Origin of the sequence: Methanobrevibacter ruminantium, from assembly GCF_016294135.1 — an archaeon.
Taxonomy (GTDB): Archaea; Methanobacteriota; Methanobacteria; order Methanobacteriales; family Methanobacteriaceae; genus Methanobrevibacter; species Methanobrevibacter ruminantium_A.
In genome coordinates this window covers 1-17,880 of record NZ_JAEDCO010000032.1, presented here as the reverse complement: position 1 = coordinate 17,880, position 17,880 = coordinate 1, and the positions used below count along the sequence as shown (strand labels likewise).

Here is a 17,880-nt window from a genome sequence, read left to right as displayed (position 1 = left end):
AGTACCCATAAGTCAAGATGTTTCCATCTTCATCCACGATTCTAAAGTATCCATCATCGTAGGTTATTCTATATGTTCCATCACCAAGGTCTTCTCTTGAAACCTCATGCTCTTTTGGATCCCAGCCGTCAATGACATCATCCGCCTTATTGTCTGTTTTGTACTTGTCGCTTCTTGATGTTTGGCTACTTGGATTTGCTTTTTTCTTTACATATATTGTTCCAGTAATCATGGCTGGCTTGTAATCCTTGTTTCCATTGAACTTAGCGGAAAGTGTAAAGTTGTCTGCTATCAGGTCTTCCAGCTTGCACTCTCCATTTTCATTTGTCTTGAGAGTGAAGTTTTCAGTGACTCCATTGCTTCCATGGGTAAGGTTTATCTCAATCCTTTCACCTGAAATTGCAGTTTTGTTCTCATCTGAAAGCTTCAGTATCAAGCTGTCCCCTTCATTAAGCTGTTGCTTGCTTTCCATTGTTAGGATTGCAGTTTCTCCAGCACCTCCAAATGGATTTGCCATGATGAATATTCCAATTGCAAGAAGAATGATTGCTGTAGCGCATATGATTATTATATCTCTTGAATTCATATTAACCCCCAATTGAATCTTAATTTTAGTTAATTAATATTATTATGCTAATAATCTTATTTTATTCTTTTCTATTTTTAACCAATTATCATAAAATACTTTAGGCACTTTCTATAAATCATATCTTGTGATATAATCTAATATCCGAATTAGAAAACATATCACTTTAGTTATCAAATCATGTTAAGGGCAGCATTTTTTGCTGCTCTTTTAAAAAAAGCTTGATTGAATCTTTTTTTACCTATTATTTTTTTAAAATTGATATTTTTATGCTAGTTTTGATATTGTTGTCAATTAATAATTAAAAAAATTTATATGAAATAAGCAACATATAATACATAAAGTATAATGGATATTTATTCAATTATACTTTATATAGATTTTTAGCTAAAGACTTAAGATTAAATTACCCTAAAACTATATAATTAAAAAAATTTATTAAAACTATCGAACTATATTATTTTTCCTAAGATATATGTTTATAAAGAAAAACCTTTTACTATCATAATTAAAAATGGGTTTTCTAAACACAGATCTTTTTATTCGTATATTTTAGTCTTAATCTTTCTTTAGCTATTAATCTATTTTAATCGGTTCGCTTTTTTTCAATTTATTTCTATAATAAAAATCTTTAAATTTAATCTAATCAAAATATAATATAACAATTAGAAAATTCTTAAAAAAAATAATATAATATAATTAAATTCAGGTGTTTCAATGGAAAGTCAAAACATATTAATCAAAAATGCCACTATACTAAATCCATTGGGAAATGGAAAAACTGAAGAAAAGAATGCTGATGTATTGATAGTTGAAGATAGGATTGCAGAAATAGGAAGTGCAATCGACGAATCAAATGCAGAAAAGATTATTGACGCTACTGATAAGATATTGATGCCAGGGCTTGTCAACACTCACACTCACATTTCAATGTCACTTTTACGTGGAATAGCTGATGACTTGGAATTGGACACTTGGCTTAACGATCATATCTGGCCTATGGAAGCACACTTAAGCAGGGAGTACTGTTACATAGGTGCACTTCTTGGTGCGGCTGAAATGATCAAGAGCGGTACAACCACATTTTCAGACATGTACTTCTATATGGATGGAGTTGCCCAAGCTGTAGAGGAAATTGGAATGAGGGCAGTGTTGTCATATGGTATGATTGATTTCGGCATTGAGGAAAAACGTGAGAATGAATTCAAGGAAAACATATCTTTAATAAAAAATCACAACAATACTGCTGATGGAAGAATCACTACAATGTTCGGTCCACATTCAATCTATACCACTTCAAGTGAGCTTCTCGAGAGGGTTAGAAAGGAAGCTGATAAGCATCAAGTTGGTATCCACATTCATATGAATGAGACAATGAAGGAAATTAATGATTGTAAGGAAGCTCATCAAAATAAAAGGCCCTTTGAGTATTTAGATGACTTGGGCATATTAGGTAGTGATATTGTTGCTGCTCATGGTGTATGGTTGGACCAAAATGAGATAGATTTGATTAAAAAGTATGATGTCAAGGTTTCACACAACCCATGCAGTAACATGAAACTTGCTTCAGGTGCAGCACCTATAGGTGAATTATTGAAACAAAATATTTGTGTCGGACTTGGTACTGATGGTGCTTCAAGCAATAACAATCTTGACATGTTCGATGAGATGAAGTTTGCAGCACTTCTTCAAAAGGTTTCAACACTCAATCCTAAATTGGCAACAGCTGATGAAGTGATTAATATGGCAACATTCAATGGCGCAAATGCATTAGGAATTGATGCAGGTTCAATTGAAGTTGGCAAGAGGGCAGATCTTATTCTTGTTGATACCAATGCTCCTAACATGACTCCAATGAGCAATGCGATTTCATCCAATCTTGTCTACTCTGCTAACGGTTCCAATGTTGACACTACCATTTGTAATGGTAAGGTATTGATGGAAGGCAGAAAATTGCTTACTGTAGATGAAGGCCATATCTTAAGTGAGGCAAAAAGGGCTATTGCAGAAATGAAAGGGTTAAGAGAATCAGAATCTGAGGAATAGGCAATTTTCTATTCCTATATTTTTTTAGTTTTTTATTTAATTCTATATTATACGAACTATTTTTTCCAAGATAAAAAAAGTGGAGTTGAACTCCACAAAAATTAGAATAAATAAGATTGATAAAAATTAGTCAATCTTACTAACGTTTAGCAAATCTGATTTTATTTGGTCCCATGACAATGCTCTTTTTCCAAAGCTCATCATTTGTTTCTGGGAAGTCTTCTCTGAAGTGCGCTCCTCTACTTTCTCTTCTGAGTATTGCAGATTTTACGATAAGGATACAGATTTCAACCATATTGATTACTTCAAGTGCAGTAAGGAGTGATTCATTGAATTGGGTTCTCTCATCAACATTGAGGTCATTCAATTCCTCTTTCATTTCAAGAAGTCTTTCAAGAGCGGACTTTAGGTTTTGCTCATTTCTTACAATTGAAACTTTTTCCCACATCAATTGCTGAATTTCCTTCTTCATAGCTATTGAATCGATAGAACCTTCCTTCATCAATGATTCTATTCTTTCCTTTTCCTCTTCAACAGCTGTGAAATTGTACTGCATTGTAGTCAAGTCACATGCAAGGGCAGCCGCAAATCCTGCTCTTTTACCGAATACCTGAGTGTCTGCAAGTGCATTTCCACCGAGACGGTTTGCACCATGGACTCCTCCACACACTTCACCGCAAGCGAATAGGTTTTCAACAGTGGATTGGCCATCTTCGTTGATTCTGACCCCTCCCATATGATGGTGTGCAGTAGGTGCAACTTCCATTGGTTCGGTTTTTATGTCCACTCCAATGTCTTCAAACTGAAGCACCATGGTTTCAAGCTTTTCATCAATCAAGTCTGGGTCGAGGTGGCTTACATCAAGGTATACTCCTCCATGCTCTGTTCCTCTTCCTTCCATGATCTCATTATAGATTGACCTTGCGACAACGTCACGGGTAGCAAGTTCCATACGGTCATCGTATCTGCCCATGAACCTTTCACCTTCGCTGTTGATGAGTCTTCCGCCTTCAGCCCTTACCGCTTCAGTTACAAGAACTCCCTTTCTTGAATCCGGATAGACCATACCTGTTGGGTGGAACTGTATCTCTTCCATGTCAATAAGGTCTGCTCCAACATTCCATGCAAGTGCAAATCCATCCCCATTCTTTTGGGTAGTGTTTGAGGTTACAGGGAACAATTGACCGGATCCTCCAGTAGCAAGAACAACAGCTTTTGCTTGGAAATAGATGATGTCATTGTTCTTGAGGTCAAGTCCAACTGCACCGATCACTTTTGAGAGGATGTTGTTTGAGTCATCCTTGATAAGTGCTGTAATCATCACTTCATCAATGGTCTTGATGCCACGCTTGATGATTTCTTCCTTAAGTGCAGTCATGATTTCATGGCCGGTTCTATCTCCTTGGAAACAGGTTCTTCTATAGGTTTGACCACCAAATGGCCTTTGGTTCAATTCACCGGATTCCTGTCTGTCAAAGAGAGCGCCATACTCTTCCAAGTCATTGAGCCTGTCAGGTGATTCATTGATTAGAATGTCCACTAATTTAGGGTCATTAAGGTAGCTACCACCTTTTAAGGTGTCTTTAATATGCGCTTCTACACTATCCTCTGGGTCTACAAGTCCAAGTGCAGCATTGTATCCACCTTCAGCCATTCCAGTACAGCCTGATCTGAAAGTCAATCCTTTTGAAACAATCAATGCTTCCTTTCCTTGATTGGACACTTCAATTGCTGCTCTACAGCCTGCACCACCAGAACCTATAATCAATACATCAGTTGTGATAGTTTTAATTTCCATAATTTCCCTTCTTAGTTGTTTTTAGTAATTTGAGGAATTTTGGTCAAGGTTTTTTGCCGAAGGCAAAAAAGCTTGTCTATAATTTCCCTTCTTAGTTGTTTTTTTTTTTAATCAATTGCTAGTTTTTTAATTTAATTGCAAAAAATTTTGGTCAAGGTTTTTGACGAAGTCAAAAAGCTTGGTTAAACGTTATTTTCTTTACGATATTGTATAATATCTTCAATTGTTACAATAGGCATGTCATGCTCTTTTGAGAACTCAATTACATCTGGCATTCTTGCCATGGTTCCATTTGGCAATGTGATTTCACATAATACTCCACAAGGATTAAGGCCAGCAAGTCTCATCAAGTCGATGGTTGCTTCAGTATGACCATCTCTTTCAAGCACTCCCCCTTCTTTAGCTCTAAGTGGGAATACGTGACCTGGGTGATTCAAATCACTTGGCTTTGCATCTGGATTGGATGCAGCCTTTACGGTTTTCACTCTGTCTGCTGCAGATACGCCAGTGGTCACCCCTTCTGCTGCTTCAATTGTTATTGTAAATCCAGTACCATAAGTACTTGTATTGTTTTCTACCATTAAAGGAAGTTCTAATTCATCTGCCTTTTCAGGGGTTAAGCATAAGCATACGATTCCACTTCCTTCTCTTATGAGAAGTGCCATTTGCTCTTCAGTCAAGTGTTCTGATGAAAAGATCATGTCTCCTTCATTTTCTCTGTCTTCATCATCAGTTACAATGACTCCATTTCCTGATCTAATTGCATCCAATGCTATTTCCACTCTTTCTTGAGGACTTCCTTTTAAACTTTCTTCATGATTCATAGTAAAGCTCCTTAGTTGTTTAAATTAAAAGTTTTCTAATTCTAGTTACTAGAATCAGGGCAAAAAAAGGATATTTATTTTTAAGTAAATATAATTTTTTTAGATTTTTAGCTATTCTCTATTAATCAAACATAGAGTTATCTGGACCTATTTACTTTAAACTCATATTCTCTTCCATCCGGACTATCACCGTCGGTTTTGGACTTTCACCAAATCAACACCAATGTGCTCGTGGACTTATCATTTTAAAATAGATTTTCTTCTTAATGAATCACCACCGGTGGAGAATTTCACTCCGCCCTGAGAATTGTATATTAAAATATATTGTAAGTGGTTAAAATACTTTTTTATATATAAGCATATTTTTATTTTATTATTATTTTAACAAAGTTAATCCTGTTAATAAAAATTTTTTAATTGTTTTTTTTACAAAATTATTATAATTTTTTCATCAAAATTTAAATTGATTTAATCCAGTTAAATTATAATTAGATTGTAATTTTTATAATTTTTAATAAATAGTAAACAAAAAATCATTATTTTTTAATTTTAAAACTATTTTGTTCTTATTTTTTAAAAAAAACTTATATGCTTCCTTTTACTAATTTTATTTTATACAATATTTCTAATCTTAATTATTATTTCAAGTGTTTATCATGTATTATATTTTTATAGATGAAAGTGGTGATTTGGGAACAAAAAAATCTAGTTCCAATTATTTTGTTATGGCTGGAATAAAAGTCGATGAGCATAAAAAATTGGATAGGATAATAAGCAAGACTAGAAACTCCACAAGAAAGATTACCTTATCAAATGAAATTAAAGGGAATAACTTGCCAAAATATATTAAAATTAAAATCTTAAAAAGATTAGAAAATATAGATTACGAAGTTTTTATAATCGTGTTTGAAAAAATAAATAGGTATAAAATTTCATCTGGATACAATAATAACGAGTTATATGATGAGTTAGCTTCAGAATTGGCTAAACTAATTAATATAGATAATTCAACATCCATTTTCATTGATAAATCAAAAAATAAACATGAGGAAATAATCGATTTTAATAAGAGATTTTTAAAAAATTTGAATAATCCTAAAAAATACCCAGTGAGTTTAAAACATGTTGATTCAGCTAATTTTAAAGGATTACAAGTTGTTGATTTAATTTCTTGGGCAGTGTTTAAGAATTTTGAAAAAAATAATAATGAATTCAGTAAGTTAATAAAGAATAAAAATTTAAAAAGAGTATTTGAAGATGAGAAGAACCTACAGCCACCTAATTGACCTATATTATGGAAAGTCGCCGTTCGTCACGACAAGGACATATAGGCTAAACTTCTAAACAAGCTTTTACCTTCTATATCTTACATTAATTATTATAGCCCATTTATATTTATATCTTTCTATTGAAATGGTTTATTTGGCCCTATATTATCTAAAAATGTCTATTTGTTTACTATTTTTAATAAATAGTTTAATCATGCTTTTTTTGTATTATTGCAACATCCCCTCAAGAAGAAAAATAATTATTATATGAATGCCGCCCTATATTTTTAAATCTTATAAGCGGAATGAATTATATATTTTCAAAATAAATATATTTTTAATAATGTAAAATTAAAAGATCATAACTGATTAATATGAAGTGGAAAATTGGAAATGTTGAAATAGACAATCAGATAGCTTTGGCCCCTATGGCAGGAGTATGTGACTTCAGCTTTAGAACCATTGTAAAGTCAATGGGCTGTGGGCTGATTGAAACAGAAATGGTTTCAGACAAGGCTATTATGTACGGCAATTGGAAAACCAAGGAAATGCTGTACATGACTGACTATGAACATCCGATTTCACAGCAGATTGTCGGCTCAGATTTGGAATCTCTCACCTTTGCATCAAAGTACATCTGGGAGAATACAAATGTAGATATCATTGACATTAACATGGGATGTCCAGTAACTAAGGTGACAAACAGGTCAAAGGCAGGATGTGCATTGATGAAAGACCCAGATAAGGTAAAATCTATTGTAGAATCTATTGTAGACATTGTACCGATTCCAGTGACTGTAAAGATTAGAAGCGGTTGGGATAAGAATACAATCAATGCTGTGAAAATAGCTGAGATAGTTGAAGATGCAGGTGCATCAGCCATTACCGTTCATCCAAGAACAAAGGATCAAGGATACTCAGGAAAGGCAGATTGGTCCATTATAAAAGAAGTTAAGGAAAATGTGAACATCCCCGTTATTGGAAATGGTGATATCAAGTCTTGTTTTGATGCAAAAAGAATGCTTGATGAAACATCTTGTGATGCAGTAATGATTGGAAGGGCATCACTTGGAAATCCATGGCTTATCAGGGATTGTGTCAATTATATTGAAGATGGCACACTTCCATATGAAGTTACAATGGAAGAGAGAATGGAAACATTGAAAAAACATATAGATATGCTCATTGAAGTCAAGGGAGAGGAATTTGCAATTCCAAAAATGAGAACTCAAGCTGCCTATTATGTTAAGAAGTTGCCAAGAACAATTGAATTAAAACAGCAAATATTTAAAATGAATACAAAAGAAGATCTGTTTAATCTATTGGATAATTATGTAAAATCAATGGAAAAAGAGCAATATAAATAAAAATAGAAAGTTAAGAGTGAATACTCCCAACTAGTGAAAATGTTTTGGTCAAGGTTTTTGAGCCGAAGGCTCAAAAAGCTTGGTCTAGTAATAGACTTTAACAGCCTCATCAACATCATCATGAAGACCTAAAGCTGCAAGTGCACCTACTTTACCTTGGTCTCCTGTAACTGCAATAAGTGGAATGTCCAATTCTTCTGCAAGCTTTTCAGCAGTTTCAACATCCATCATGCCGGTTTTTGTAGCCAGTGCATATTCTCTAAGTTTTGGTGGGATTCCAATTCCTTCGAGAATAGATATTGCAGTCTTATCGGATAATGTGTCGTGCTCTAAGATTTCAATAAGTCTATTGATCAATCTTTCCTTATCTTCAGCCATTACAGCGAAGGTAAGTGCAATTGAAACACAGTTTTGAGTTTTGTGAGGATTATGTGGGAATAACTGAACGATAATATGGTCAAGATACTCAAATCCTTCCTCTTTTAATTGAAGGCCAATGTTATGCGCCATAGTCCAGGTTGCTCCAGCATCCTTAACGTCTGTGTCGTCAATTCCAATGACTAGTTTTTCGTATTTTGGAGTTACAACAGTAGCTTTTCCTTCCTTACTTCCTCCTCCAACTTCAAGGACATCCACGTATTTGACACCTTCCCCCATTCCTCTGCACATTCCAGCACCTACACCAGCACCAGCAAGGCCTCCGTGGGTTACCTTAACTTCCTTTGCCTCTTCATCAATTGCCACTTCTTCAATTCCAGCAGCGTTGATACTTGCCTTAAGGTCAATTGGCTTTTTGCCTACTTTACAAAGGTAGGTGTGCTTGTTTCCATCTCTTTTAGCGTCAATGATAAGTTCACTGCTGTGTTGGTATTGATAAAGAAGCCAGTTGGAACCGCTTGGGCATGGGTGGTATTCAATAAGTTCTACAATATCTCCATCTGCCATTGTAATGACTTTCTCATATGGAGCAATCCATGGGTCATCAAATTTTTCCTTTAACTCTTCAGGTTTTAAAATTGCCATATTATCATCTAAACTTTTGTGATGAAAGTTTAATCAAAATTTTTCCAATAATGATTAAATCAATTAAATTTTTTAAAATAGTAAAAATAGTTTAAAAGAATTGATTGAATCAAATTCTTTTAATAAATTAAATTTTCAAATTTAAATGTCTTGTAATCTGTCACACATTTTAACAGCTGCTTCAACAGCGTTTTTACCATAGCTAACTCTTCTGTGTGCATCTAATCTGGTCATTCCAGGACCGCTGATACCAAGGGAAATTGGTTTACCCCATTCTAAGGATAAGTCAGCAATTTTACGGGATGCATGTTGAGCTACGATTTGGTCGTGATCGGTTGCACCTTCAATTACAGTACCTAAAGTGATTATGCAGTCAAGGTCAATTTTACCTTCTTCGTCTGCTTCAGTTAATTTCTTGATAGCGAGTGGCATATCGAATACGCCAGGAACCATTACGATTTTTGTAATTTCACAGTCACGAACTTTAGCTTCTGCTTTTGCAAGTTCTAACATCATATGAGTAATATCATAATTAAATTCTGCAACTACTGCACCAATATTATATTTTACCATTTTTTATCCTCCACATTAAAATTTTCTTGTAATTGATTAGATTTAATTTTTTATTTTCATTTACCATTTTCATCATGAACTATTCTTGATTTAGAGCACATATGCAATGAAAGTAGCCACTGCACTGAAAACCATAATAAAAATAATAAACAATGCTGCAATTTTTACTGCGTCCATTTTAAATCTCCTTTTTTTAGATAATTAAATTTTGTAATTTTAATCTTCTAATATTTTTATATATTATTGTAATTACTTATAAATGTTTTATATTATTTAAATATTTTTTAAATTTTTCATTTTTTCATTCATAAAAATTATCAAATGGGAAATCATCAATATTCAGGATTTTCCTTTTTGAATTCAGAATAGTTGTCATACTTCAAGACATCCAGGAAGAACTTTTTCTTCTTCGGACCTAAATTATCCAAGTAGTCTTGATAATATTCAGTCTCTTTAATCTTTTCATAATCTTCCTTTATCAGATTGAAAAGAGGCTCCTTAGAATCCTCTGTAATGTCCATAAGTGCCATTCTCGGACCATTGATCTTGTAAGCTAAAAGGTCGAACTTGTAGTCTTCGTAGAACCCATTGTCCACCATTCTTCTCATAAGTTCGCAACCTGCTTCAACAGTATCCAAATAGTTTGCATCAACCACATGAGTAATTGAGGCATTGTGCTTTCTTCTGTAATAGAAATGCTTTCTGATGATTGAAATCCTTTCTGCCTTTAGATAAACGTAAAAGAAAAATGGCATGTCCTCAAAGTATATTCCCTCTGGAAAGCTTGCGTCAATTGATTTCAAAAAGCTGTTTCTATAAATCTTTTGGCAGCTGCTTACAGATAGGTCAAAGAGAAAATCCTTTGTTTTCTCAGGTGAAAACACAACATCATCAAAGCTTTCATCAAGATTATTTAAGTTAAACCAATCGTTTTCATAGACCCTTCCGGTTTCATCATCATAATTGATCATCTGATACATGGTGATATCTGTATCCTTAGCCTTTGCCTCATTATAAGCGATTTCAAAGGCATCCTCCTTAAACCAGTCATCACCATCAAGAAAAGTGACATACTCTCCTTTAGCTATTTTCATGCCCTTGTTTCTGCTTGCACCAAGGCCGATGTTTTCCTGGTCTATGACTACTATTCTGTTGTCCTCGTTTGCATAGCTATTGATGATGTCTAAGGTATCATCAGTTGATTCATCATTGATAATGATAATTTCTATATCTTTCAATGTCTGGTTCACTACACTTTCAATGGCTTTACTGATGAATTTCTCTTCATTGTATGCAGAAAGAATAACGGATATTTTTGGATCGGTCATTTAAAATCACTTTTTTTATGAACTAATATTAATTCAATGCATTGATTATTGCTTCAGCCACTTCACTAGTGCTTGCTTTTCCTCCAAGGTCTGGAGTTAAGGTTTTTCCTTCATTCAAGACTTCAAGTATTGCATCATTCAATCTTTCTTCAGCTTCATATTCCTTCAAGTAGTTTAGCATCATGCAAGCTGATAGAAGCATAGCCATTGGATTTGCAATTCCTTGGCCTGCAATGTCTGGTGCAGAACCATGAACAGGTTCAAACAATGCCCCATCCTCTCCAATGTTTCCAGATGGAATCATGCCTAATCCACCTACAAGGCCTGCTCCCTCATCTGATAGGATATCTCCAAACAAGTTTGTGGTTACAATGACTTCAAAGCTTTCAGGCCTTGTGATGAGATACATTGCAGTGGCATCTACATAGAAGTCTTCCACTTCTATCTCACCTTCATAGTCTTTAGCCACTTCGTATAGTATTTCCTTGAACAATCCATCAGTGACCTTCAAGACATTTGCCTTATGAACTCCAGTGACTTTAGACTTGTTGTTGTTTTTAGCATATTGGAAAGCGTAATCGATAATCCTTCTTTCAGCTTTTTTGGTAATGATTCTTCTAGCTATTGCCCCTTCTTCAGTATATTCCTCTTCCTTGGCAATATACATTCCTTCAGTGTTTTCCCTAACTATCATAAAGTCAAGGTTGTCAAAAAGGGCATTTGTGTTTGGATATGATTTCACTGGCCTTAGGTTTGCAAACAGGTTCAATTCCTGTCTAAGCCTTACAATTACGTCTGCTGCAGTTTCTCCTGCAGCTCCAAAAAGACATGCGTCTGCACTTTTTGCAAGCTCTATTGTTTCATCTGGCAAAGCTTCTCCATTTTTTTCAAGGCATTCGTCTCCAGCTTCACCGTAATTGAAATTAAAGTCAATATCCAATGAATTCAATACACTTATGCATGCATCCATAACTTCCTTACCAATTCCATCTCCTGGAATTACAGCAATATTATACATTTTTTAACCTCATTGATGATTAATAGTAAAAATAATAATTTTCTAAAATAGTTTTTTAAATAATTTTAAATAATTTTTTGATAATTTTTAGAACAATTTATAAGAAAATTATAATCTATTTATTCGTTCTTTTGATTCTTTAAATAATTGATCAAACCACCGGATTCAAGGATTTCAAGCATGAATGGAGGTAATTTCTTAAATTCAATTTCCTTTCCGCTTTCTGAAATTATCAATCCATTTTCCATATCCACTTCGATTTCCTCGCCATCTTCAATAAGTGCAGACACTCCAGGAGCTTCCAAAAGCGGAACTCCAACATTTGTTGCATTTCTATAAAAGATTCTTGCAAAGGATTCGGCTATTACAGCAGATATTCCACATCCTTTAATGGCTATTGGAGCATGCTCTCTGCTTGATCCGCATCCGAAGTTTGTTCCTCCAAGAATGAAGTCTCCCTCATTTACCTTTGACTTAAAGTCAGATACCAATCCTTCCATGCAATGCTCTGATAACCTTTCCTCATCAGTGTAAATCAAGTATCTTCCTGGAAGAATAATGTCTGTATCAATGTCATTTCCAAATTTCCAAACTTTTCCTTTCATATTATTCCTCCTTAGGCACAGCAATTCTTCCTTCAATAGCTGACTGTGCAGCCACTTTAGCTGAAGATAAGTAAACCTTTCCTTCTGGACTTCCCTGTCTTCCCTTAAAGTTTCTGTTGGATGTTGAAAGACTTACCTCATCAGGTCCGATAAGGCCAGTATGGCCTCCAAGGCAAGGTCCACAGCATGGTGCTGAAACAAGGGCTCCAGCTTCTACAAATATCTTGATTAATCCTTCATCCAATGCCTTAATGTAAGTTTCCTTAGAGGCAGGAATGACCAACATTCTAAGTTCATTCGCTATCTTGTTTCCTTTCAAAATCCTCGCAGCATCTCTCAAGTCTTCGATTCTTCCATTTGTGCATGAGCCGATAAAGACTTGGTCGAGTTCAACATCATCAAGCTCGCTTGCAGGCTTTACATTATCCACATTATGAGGACAAGCTATTTGCGGTTCAAGCTCGCTAACATCAATATCCATAATTTCAAGGCTTGGAGAGTCAAGGTCGCTCTTAAGGTTTGATTTTTCAATAAATGCCTTAAGTCTGTTTTTGTTTTCACCGCTTACACGGTCTTTAAGGTAATCATATGTCTTTCCATCAGGCTCGATAAGTCCTGTTTTTCCTCCCATTTCAATTGCCATATTTGATAGGACCATCCTATCTGAGATGCTCATGTTGGAGATTGTTTCCCCTGCAAATTCACATGACTTATAGGTTGCGCCATCCGCTCCAACCTGACCTATGATGTTCAAGATAACATCCTTTGCTGATGTGTTCTCTTTAAGCTTTCCTTCCACATTGAATCTGATTGTTTCAGGCACCTTGAACCATAACTGTCCGGTAGACAAGACCATTGCCATATCTGTAGAGCCGATTCCAGTTGCAAATGCACCAAGAGCTCCATATGTGCATGTATGTGAGTCTGCACCTACAATAACGGTTCCAGGTATTACATGGCCTTTTTCAGGCAAGACCTGATGACAAACCCCTTCCTTTACATCGTAGAAGTTTTCAATGTTCTGTTCCTTTACAAATTTTCTCATCAATATATGGTTATTGGCGGAATCTAGAGAATCTGCTGGAACCTGATGGTCAAAGGGAATTACAATTTTAGAGGAATCCCATACCTTTTCAGTTCCTATTTTATTGAATGATTCAACTGCGAGAGGTCCAGTCAAATCGTGCATCATAGCTATATCGATATCTGCCATGACAATGTCACCAGCTTCAGTTTCTCCTTTGCCTGAAGCTCTTGCAAATATCTTTTCAGCAATTGTTGACATATTTTCACCTCATTTAAAAAGAGTTAATGATAGTTAGTTAGCATAAACTTAATTTTGAATTATTTATCTTATATTGCATTTTAGAAATTAATTTTAGAAATCAATTATTTGTTGTATTTATACAAGTTTCCATAATTTATTAAAGTAATCTCATCCGGCACTTCCTTGATTATGTTTTTGGTGTCAAAGATGATTCCTGTTTTCATGTTTTCAGATAATCTTTCATAATCCAAGTTTTTGAATTGGTCATGGTCTGTTAATATCAAGACCAATGATGAGTCTTTAGTGGCTTCATCGAAATCAAAGTAATCCGGATTGTCAAAGTGTGGGTCATGGATAGCTATTTCATATCCTGCTGCCTTCAATCCAGTTATTATTTCAAATGCAGGGCTTTCCCTTGCATCATCGGTATTTCCCTTATATGCCACTCCAAAGACAGAGATCTTTTCTGCATCAGCATCAAGCTTGGATAGTATCTTGCCGGTGTTTTCAATTACGAATCCCGGCATGCTGTTGTTTGTATCTCTTGCCAGCTTGATTATCTTAGCGGTTTCAGGTGCCTTTGCATAAATGAAATAAGGATCAATTGCAAGACAGTGTCCACCTACACCAGGTCCTGGGCTATGGATATTCACTCTTGGGTGTTTGTTAGCCATTTCAATTACATCAAGAGCATTCACTCCGATTTCAGCACCTATCTTTGCAAGTTCATTTGCAAGTGCAATATTCACATCCCTAAAGGTGTTTTCCATACATTTGGACAATTCTGCAGTTTTCGCTTCAGTTTCAATTATTTCCCCTTCAACAAAGGTTCTGTAAACATCAGCTGCCTTACGGCTGCACTCTTCTGTTATTCCACCTACAATTCTGTTGTTGTTTACCAATTCTTCCATGATTTGTCCAGGGAGAACTCTTTCAGGGCAATGAGCAAGGAACAAATCTTCTCCAATTGCAAATCCTTCATTTTCAAAGATTGGCTTTATTATTTCATCAGTGGACATAGGAGCTATTGTAGATTCAATGATAACAACGTTTCCCTTTTTCAAAACAGGCAAGATGGATTGGCATGCGGAAATCACATAGCTTAAGTCACAACTCAAGTCCTCTTTCACATAAGGTGTAGGGACTGTTATGATAAATGTGTCCGCCTCTTCCGGCTTCAATGAAGCGTGGTAGTGTCCTTTTTCAACAGCATTACTAATGGCTTCTGTAATTCCAGGCTCTTCAATATGAGCTATTCCTTGGTTTAACTTATCTACAATTTCCTCATTCACATCTACTCCAAGGACTTCACAGCCATTTTTAGCAAACAATGCGGCTGTTGGCAATCCAATGTAACCTTGACCTACAATACAAATTTTCATAAATATCGCCCTGATAATCTTCTTTGCAATTGATTAAAATTATTATAAATTTTTTTTTAAAATTATTTTTTTAAAATTATTTCTTAAGTTATTTTAAAATTTTTAAGTTATTATTTTTTAAAATATTAACAGTTTATACGATTTTATTTATGATTTTTATTTAATATAAATATTTTATTTAATCGCTATTTTATTTTATAGAATATATTTATATTTTATAAAACTAAAAATTATATTATGATGTTTTAATTAATGCTTTAAAATTAATGCTTTAACCAATATTTTATGTAACTTTAAAGTTTAATTAATTTTTAATTTAATTTGAGGAATTTTATGAAAATAATGATAACTGGTGCCTATGGAATGTTAGGTTCTGATTTAAGAGAGGTTTTAAAAAACTTTGAATTGATCTGTACCGGTTCTAAGGATTTGGACATAAGCGATGAAGAGAAAGTGATGGAGTTTATCAGTGAGAAATCACCTGATTTAGTCATAAATGCTGCAGCTTATACTGCTGTCGATGATTGTGAAACCCATTATGATGAGGCATATGCTGTAAATGCATTAGGCCCTAAAAATTTAGCCATCGCTTGCAAAAGCATTGATGTTCCTTTAGTACATATCAGCACAGATTATGTCTTTGATGGAAGCAAAAGAACTCCTCTTGTTGAAACCGATAACTTAGGTCCTCAAAGCGCTTATGGAAAAACAAAATTGGAAGGGGAGAAATTAATCCAGGAAAACACTGACAAGTATTTCATTCTTCGTACTGCATGGCTATATGGCCTTCATGGAAACAATTTCGTAAAGACCATGTTGGGCCTTGCAGAAACTCATGATGAGATCACTGTAGTGAATGATCAGATAGGATCTCCAACATATTCCTTGGATTTGGCTGTAGCAATCACAAATCTATTGCATAGTGACAAGTACGGCATTTACCATGTGACAAATGAAGGGGAATGTTCCTGGTATGAATTTGCAAAACTGATATTCGAATTGTCCGATGTTGACGTTAATGTCATTCCAGTAAGCACTGAGGAATTCCCAAGGCCTGCTCCAAGACCTCATTATTCAGTTTTGGACAATAAAAAGTGGAATGCGTCAGGTTTTGTTGCAATGAGAGATTATAAAGAGGCTTTAGGCGCATACTTATCATTGTATAATTTTTTCAAGAGACTTAGAAAGATTTGATTATTTTAAAGAAATTAAAAAATAAACTAAAAAAAGAAATTAAAATAAATCTAAATTAGTTTACATGTTTCATAATAAGATTACTGCAAAATAATTTACAAATAATTTTACAAAAAATATTACAAAATTATATTACAAAATAATTTCTATAAGTGGGTGATTATATGAAAGGAATCGTATTGGCTGGTGGTGCTGGAACAAGATTGTACCCAATTACAAAAGCTGTTTCCAAACAGCTATTGCCTTTATATGATAAACCAATGATCTATTATCCAATATCAGTTTTGATGTTAGCTAACATTAAGGATATTCTCATCATTTCAACTCCAAGAGACTTGCCTATGTATAAGGAATTGTTAGGTGACGGGTCTGATTTGGGAATGTCCTTCTCTTATGCTGAACAGGAAAATCCTAATGGCTTGGCTGAAGCATTCATAATCGGTGAGGAATTCATCGGCGATGACAAGGTTGCCCTTATCTTGGGAGACAATGTATTCCATGGACACAGATTCACTGAAATATTGGAAAGGGCATATAACCTTGAAGAAGGAGCAGTGATTTTTGGATACTATACAAACAAGCCGGAAGCATTCGGTGTTGTTGAGTTTGATAAGGACTGGAATGTATTGTCAATTGAAGAAAAGCCAGAGCATCCTAAATCCAATTATGTGGTTCCTGGACTTTATTTCTATGACAATGATGTAATTGAAATAGCTAAGAATGTAAAGCCATCTGATAGGGGTGAGCTTGAAATCACTTCAGTGAATGAAGAGTACCTTAAATGCGGCAAGCTTAAAGTTGAGTTGCTCGGTAGAGGAATGGCTTGGCTTGATACAGGAACTCATGACGGTTTGCTTGAAGCAAGTAACTTCATTGAGACCGTTCAAAGAAGACAAAGTTTGTATATTGCTTGTTTAGAAGAGATAGCTTATTTGAAAGGTTATATCAACAAAGAGGACTTATTGAGATTGGCAAAGCCTCTTGAAAAGACAGAATATGGCCAATATTTAATTGAATTGGCTGATAGAAAACTCTAGGAGTGTAAAAATGGGTAAATTCAAGATTACAAAAAGTGAAATTGAAGGAGTCTTCACTGTTGAGCCAACAGTTTTTGGTGATGAGAGAGGATACTTTATGGAAACCTATAATGAAAACGATTTCAAGGAGGAAGGAATCGACTTGACCTTTGTCCAGGACAATCAATCAAAATCATCAAAAGGAGTTTTAAGAGGGCTTCATTTTCAATACACTCAACCTCAAGGAAAATTGGTTCGTGTAATAAGAGGTGAGGTTTTTGATGTAGCTGTTGACCTAAGGAAAAATTCTGAAACCTATGGAAAATGGGTTGGAGAGATTCTTTCTGAAGAGAATAAGAAACAGCTTTTTGTTCCAAAAGGATTTGCTCATGGATTTTTGGTCTTATCTGATGAAGCGGAATTCGTTTACAAATGCACTGATTTCTATAATGGCGAGGATGAAGGAGGAATCATTTGGAATGATCCGGATATAGCTATTGATTGGCCATTGGAAGGAATCGGTGAGGAAAACATCCTTTTATCGGATAAGGATAAGTTATGGAAACCAATGAAGGAAACTGAAAC

General features: G+C 34.8%; 16 protein-coding genes and 1 riboswitch. Of the genes, 6 read left to right on the top strand and 10 right to left on the bottom strand.

The window, feature by feature from the left end; genetic code table 11:
* A partial coding sequence (locus VW161_RS07290) for a hypothetical protein (protein WP_325192849.1) occupies nucleotides 1-586 on the bottom strand: 586 nt, incomplete at its 3' end.
* 717 nt (nucleotides 587-1,303) lie between these two features.
* Between VW161_RS07290 and VW161_RS07285 the strand changes: the two genes are divergently transcribed.
* Nucleotides 1,304-2,632 carry an amidohydrolase family protein gene (locus tag VW161_RS07285; RefSeq protein ID WP_325192848.1) on the top strand — a complete coding sequence of 443 codons (1,329 nt, stop codon included), beginning with the start codon at nucleotides 1,304-1,306 and terminating at the stop codon, nucleotides 2,630-2,632.
* A gap of 139 nt (nucleotides 2,633-2,771) precedes the next feature.
* Here VW161_RS07285 and tfrA read toward each other — a convergent pair whose 3' ends face one another.
* Both tfrA and ribB read right to left on the bottom strand, forming a co-directional pair.
* Nucleotides 2,772-4,430: a fumarate reductase (CoM/CoB) subunit TfrA gene (gene tfrA, locus VW161_RS07280; RefSeq protein ID WP_325192847.1), complete on the bottom strand. Its 1,659-nt coding sequence runs from the start codon at nucleotides 4,428-4,430 to the stop codon at nucleotides 2,772-2,774.
* 182 nt (nucleotides 4,431-4,612) lie between these two features.
* On the bottom strand, nucleotides 4,613-5,254 hold the full coding sequence (gene ribB / locus VW161_RS07275; RefSeq protein WP_304087295.1) for a 3,4-dihydroxy-2-butanone-4-phosphate synthase: 642 nt from the start codon (nucleotides 5,252-5,254) through the stop codon (nucleotides 4,613-4,615).
* A gap of 162 nt (nucleotides 5,255-5,416) precedes the next feature.
* Nucleotides 5,417-5,566: riboswitch (FMN riboswitch) on the bottom strand.
* Between the two features lie 344 nt (nucleotides 5,567-5,910).
* On the opposite strand from ribB, the gene VW161_RS07270 reads away from it, so the two are divergent.
* Nucleotides 5,911-6,540, top strand: a complete 630-nt coding sequence (locus VW161_RS07270; RefSeq protein WP_325192846.1) for a DUF3800 domain-containing protein — start codon at nucleotides 5,911-5,913, stop codon at nucleotides 6,538-6,540.
* Nucleotides 6,541-6,896: 356 nt separating this feature from the next.
* Complete coding sequence (gene dusB / locus VW161_RS07265; protein ID WP_304093300.1) at nucleotides 6,897-7,889, top strand: tRNA dihydrouridine synthase DusB; 993 nt, start codon at nucleotides 6,897-6,899, stop codon at nucleotides 7,887-7,889.
* A gap of 84 nt (nucleotides 7,890-7,973) precedes the next feature.
* Here the strand turns inward: dusB and mmp11 are convergent, their stop codons facing one another.
* The 7 genes from mmp11 to VW161_RS07230 form a co-directional block, all read right to left on the bottom strand.
* Nucleotides 7,974-8,912, bottom strand: a complete 939-nt coding sequence (mmp11, locus tag VW161_RS07260; protein WP_304087303.1) for a methanogenesis marker protein 11 — start codon at nucleotides 8,910-8,912, stop codon at nucleotides 7,974-7,976.
* 141 nt (nucleotides 8,913-9,053) lie between these two features.
* A complete protein-coding gene (gene ribH / locus VW161_RS07255; protein ID WP_304087305.1) occupies nucleotides 9,054-9,485 on the bottom strand; it encodes a 6,7-dimethyl-8-ribityllumazine synthase in 432 nt (143 codons plus the stop codon).
* Nucleotides 9,486-9,817: 332 nt separating this feature from the next.
* Nucleotides 9,818-10,813, bottom strand: a complete 996-nt coding sequence (locus VW161_RS07250; protein WP_304087308.1) for a glycosyltransferase family 2 protein — start codon at nucleotides 10,811-10,813, stop codon at nucleotides 9,818-9,820.
* 28 nt (nucleotides 10,814-10,841) lie between these two features.
* A complete protein-coding gene (locus tag VW161_RS07245) occupies nucleotides 10,842-11,831 on the bottom strand; it encodes an isocitrate/isopropylmalate family dehydrogenase (protein ID WP_304087310.1) in 990 nt (329 codons plus the stop codon).
* A 119-nt stretch (nucleotides 11,832-11,950) separates the two neighbouring features.
* Nucleotides 11,951-12,436 carry a 3-isopropylmalate dehydratase small subunit gene (locus tag VW161_RS07240; protein WP_304087311.1) on the bottom strand — a complete coding sequence of 162 codons (486 nt, stop codon included), beginning with the start codon at nucleotides 12,434-12,436 and terminating at the stop codon, nucleotides 11,951-11,953.
* 1 nt (nucleotide 12,437) lies between these two features.
* Nucleotides 12,438-13,721: a homoaconitase large subunit gene (gene hacA / locus VW161_RS07235; RefSeq protein WP_304087313.1), complete on the bottom strand. Its 1,284-nt coding sequence runs from the start codon at nucleotides 13,719-13,721 to the stop codon at nucleotides 12,438-12,440.
* Between the two features lie 104 nt (nucleotides 13,722-13,825).
* The gene (locus VW161_RS07230) at nucleotides 13,826-15,085 is read right to left on the bottom strand and encodes a nucleotide sugar dehydrogenase (RefSeq protein ID WP_304087314.1); all 1,260 of its coding nucleotides are present in this window, start codon (nucleotides 15,083-15,085) and stop codon (nucleotides 13,826-13,828) included.
* A gap of 333 nt (nucleotides 15,086-15,418) precedes the next feature.
* On the opposite strand from VW161_RS07230, the gene rfbD reads away from it, so the two are divergent.
* The 3 genes from rfbD to rfbC form a co-directional block, all read left to right on the top strand.
* Nucleotides 15,419-16,279, top strand: a complete 861-nt coding sequence (rfbD, locus tag VW161_RS07225; protein WP_304087315.1) for a dTDP-4-dehydrorhamnose reductase — start codon at nucleotides 15,419-15,421, stop codon at nucleotides 16,277-16,279.
* A 164-nt stretch (nucleotides 16,280-16,443) separates the two neighbouring features.
* Nucleotides 16,444-17,316, top strand: coding sequence for a glucose-1-phosphate thymidylyltransferase RfbA (rfbA, locus tag VW161_RS07220; protein WP_325192845.1), 873 nt, complete (start codon nucleotides 16,444-16,446; stop codon nucleotides 17,314-17,316).
* Between the two features lie 10 nt (nucleotides 17,317-17,326).
* A partial coding sequence (rfbC, locus tag VW161_RS07215; RefSeq protein WP_325192844.1) for a dTDP-4-dehydrorhamnose 3,5-epimerase occupies nucleotides 17,327-17,880 on the top strand: 554 nt, incomplete at its 3' end.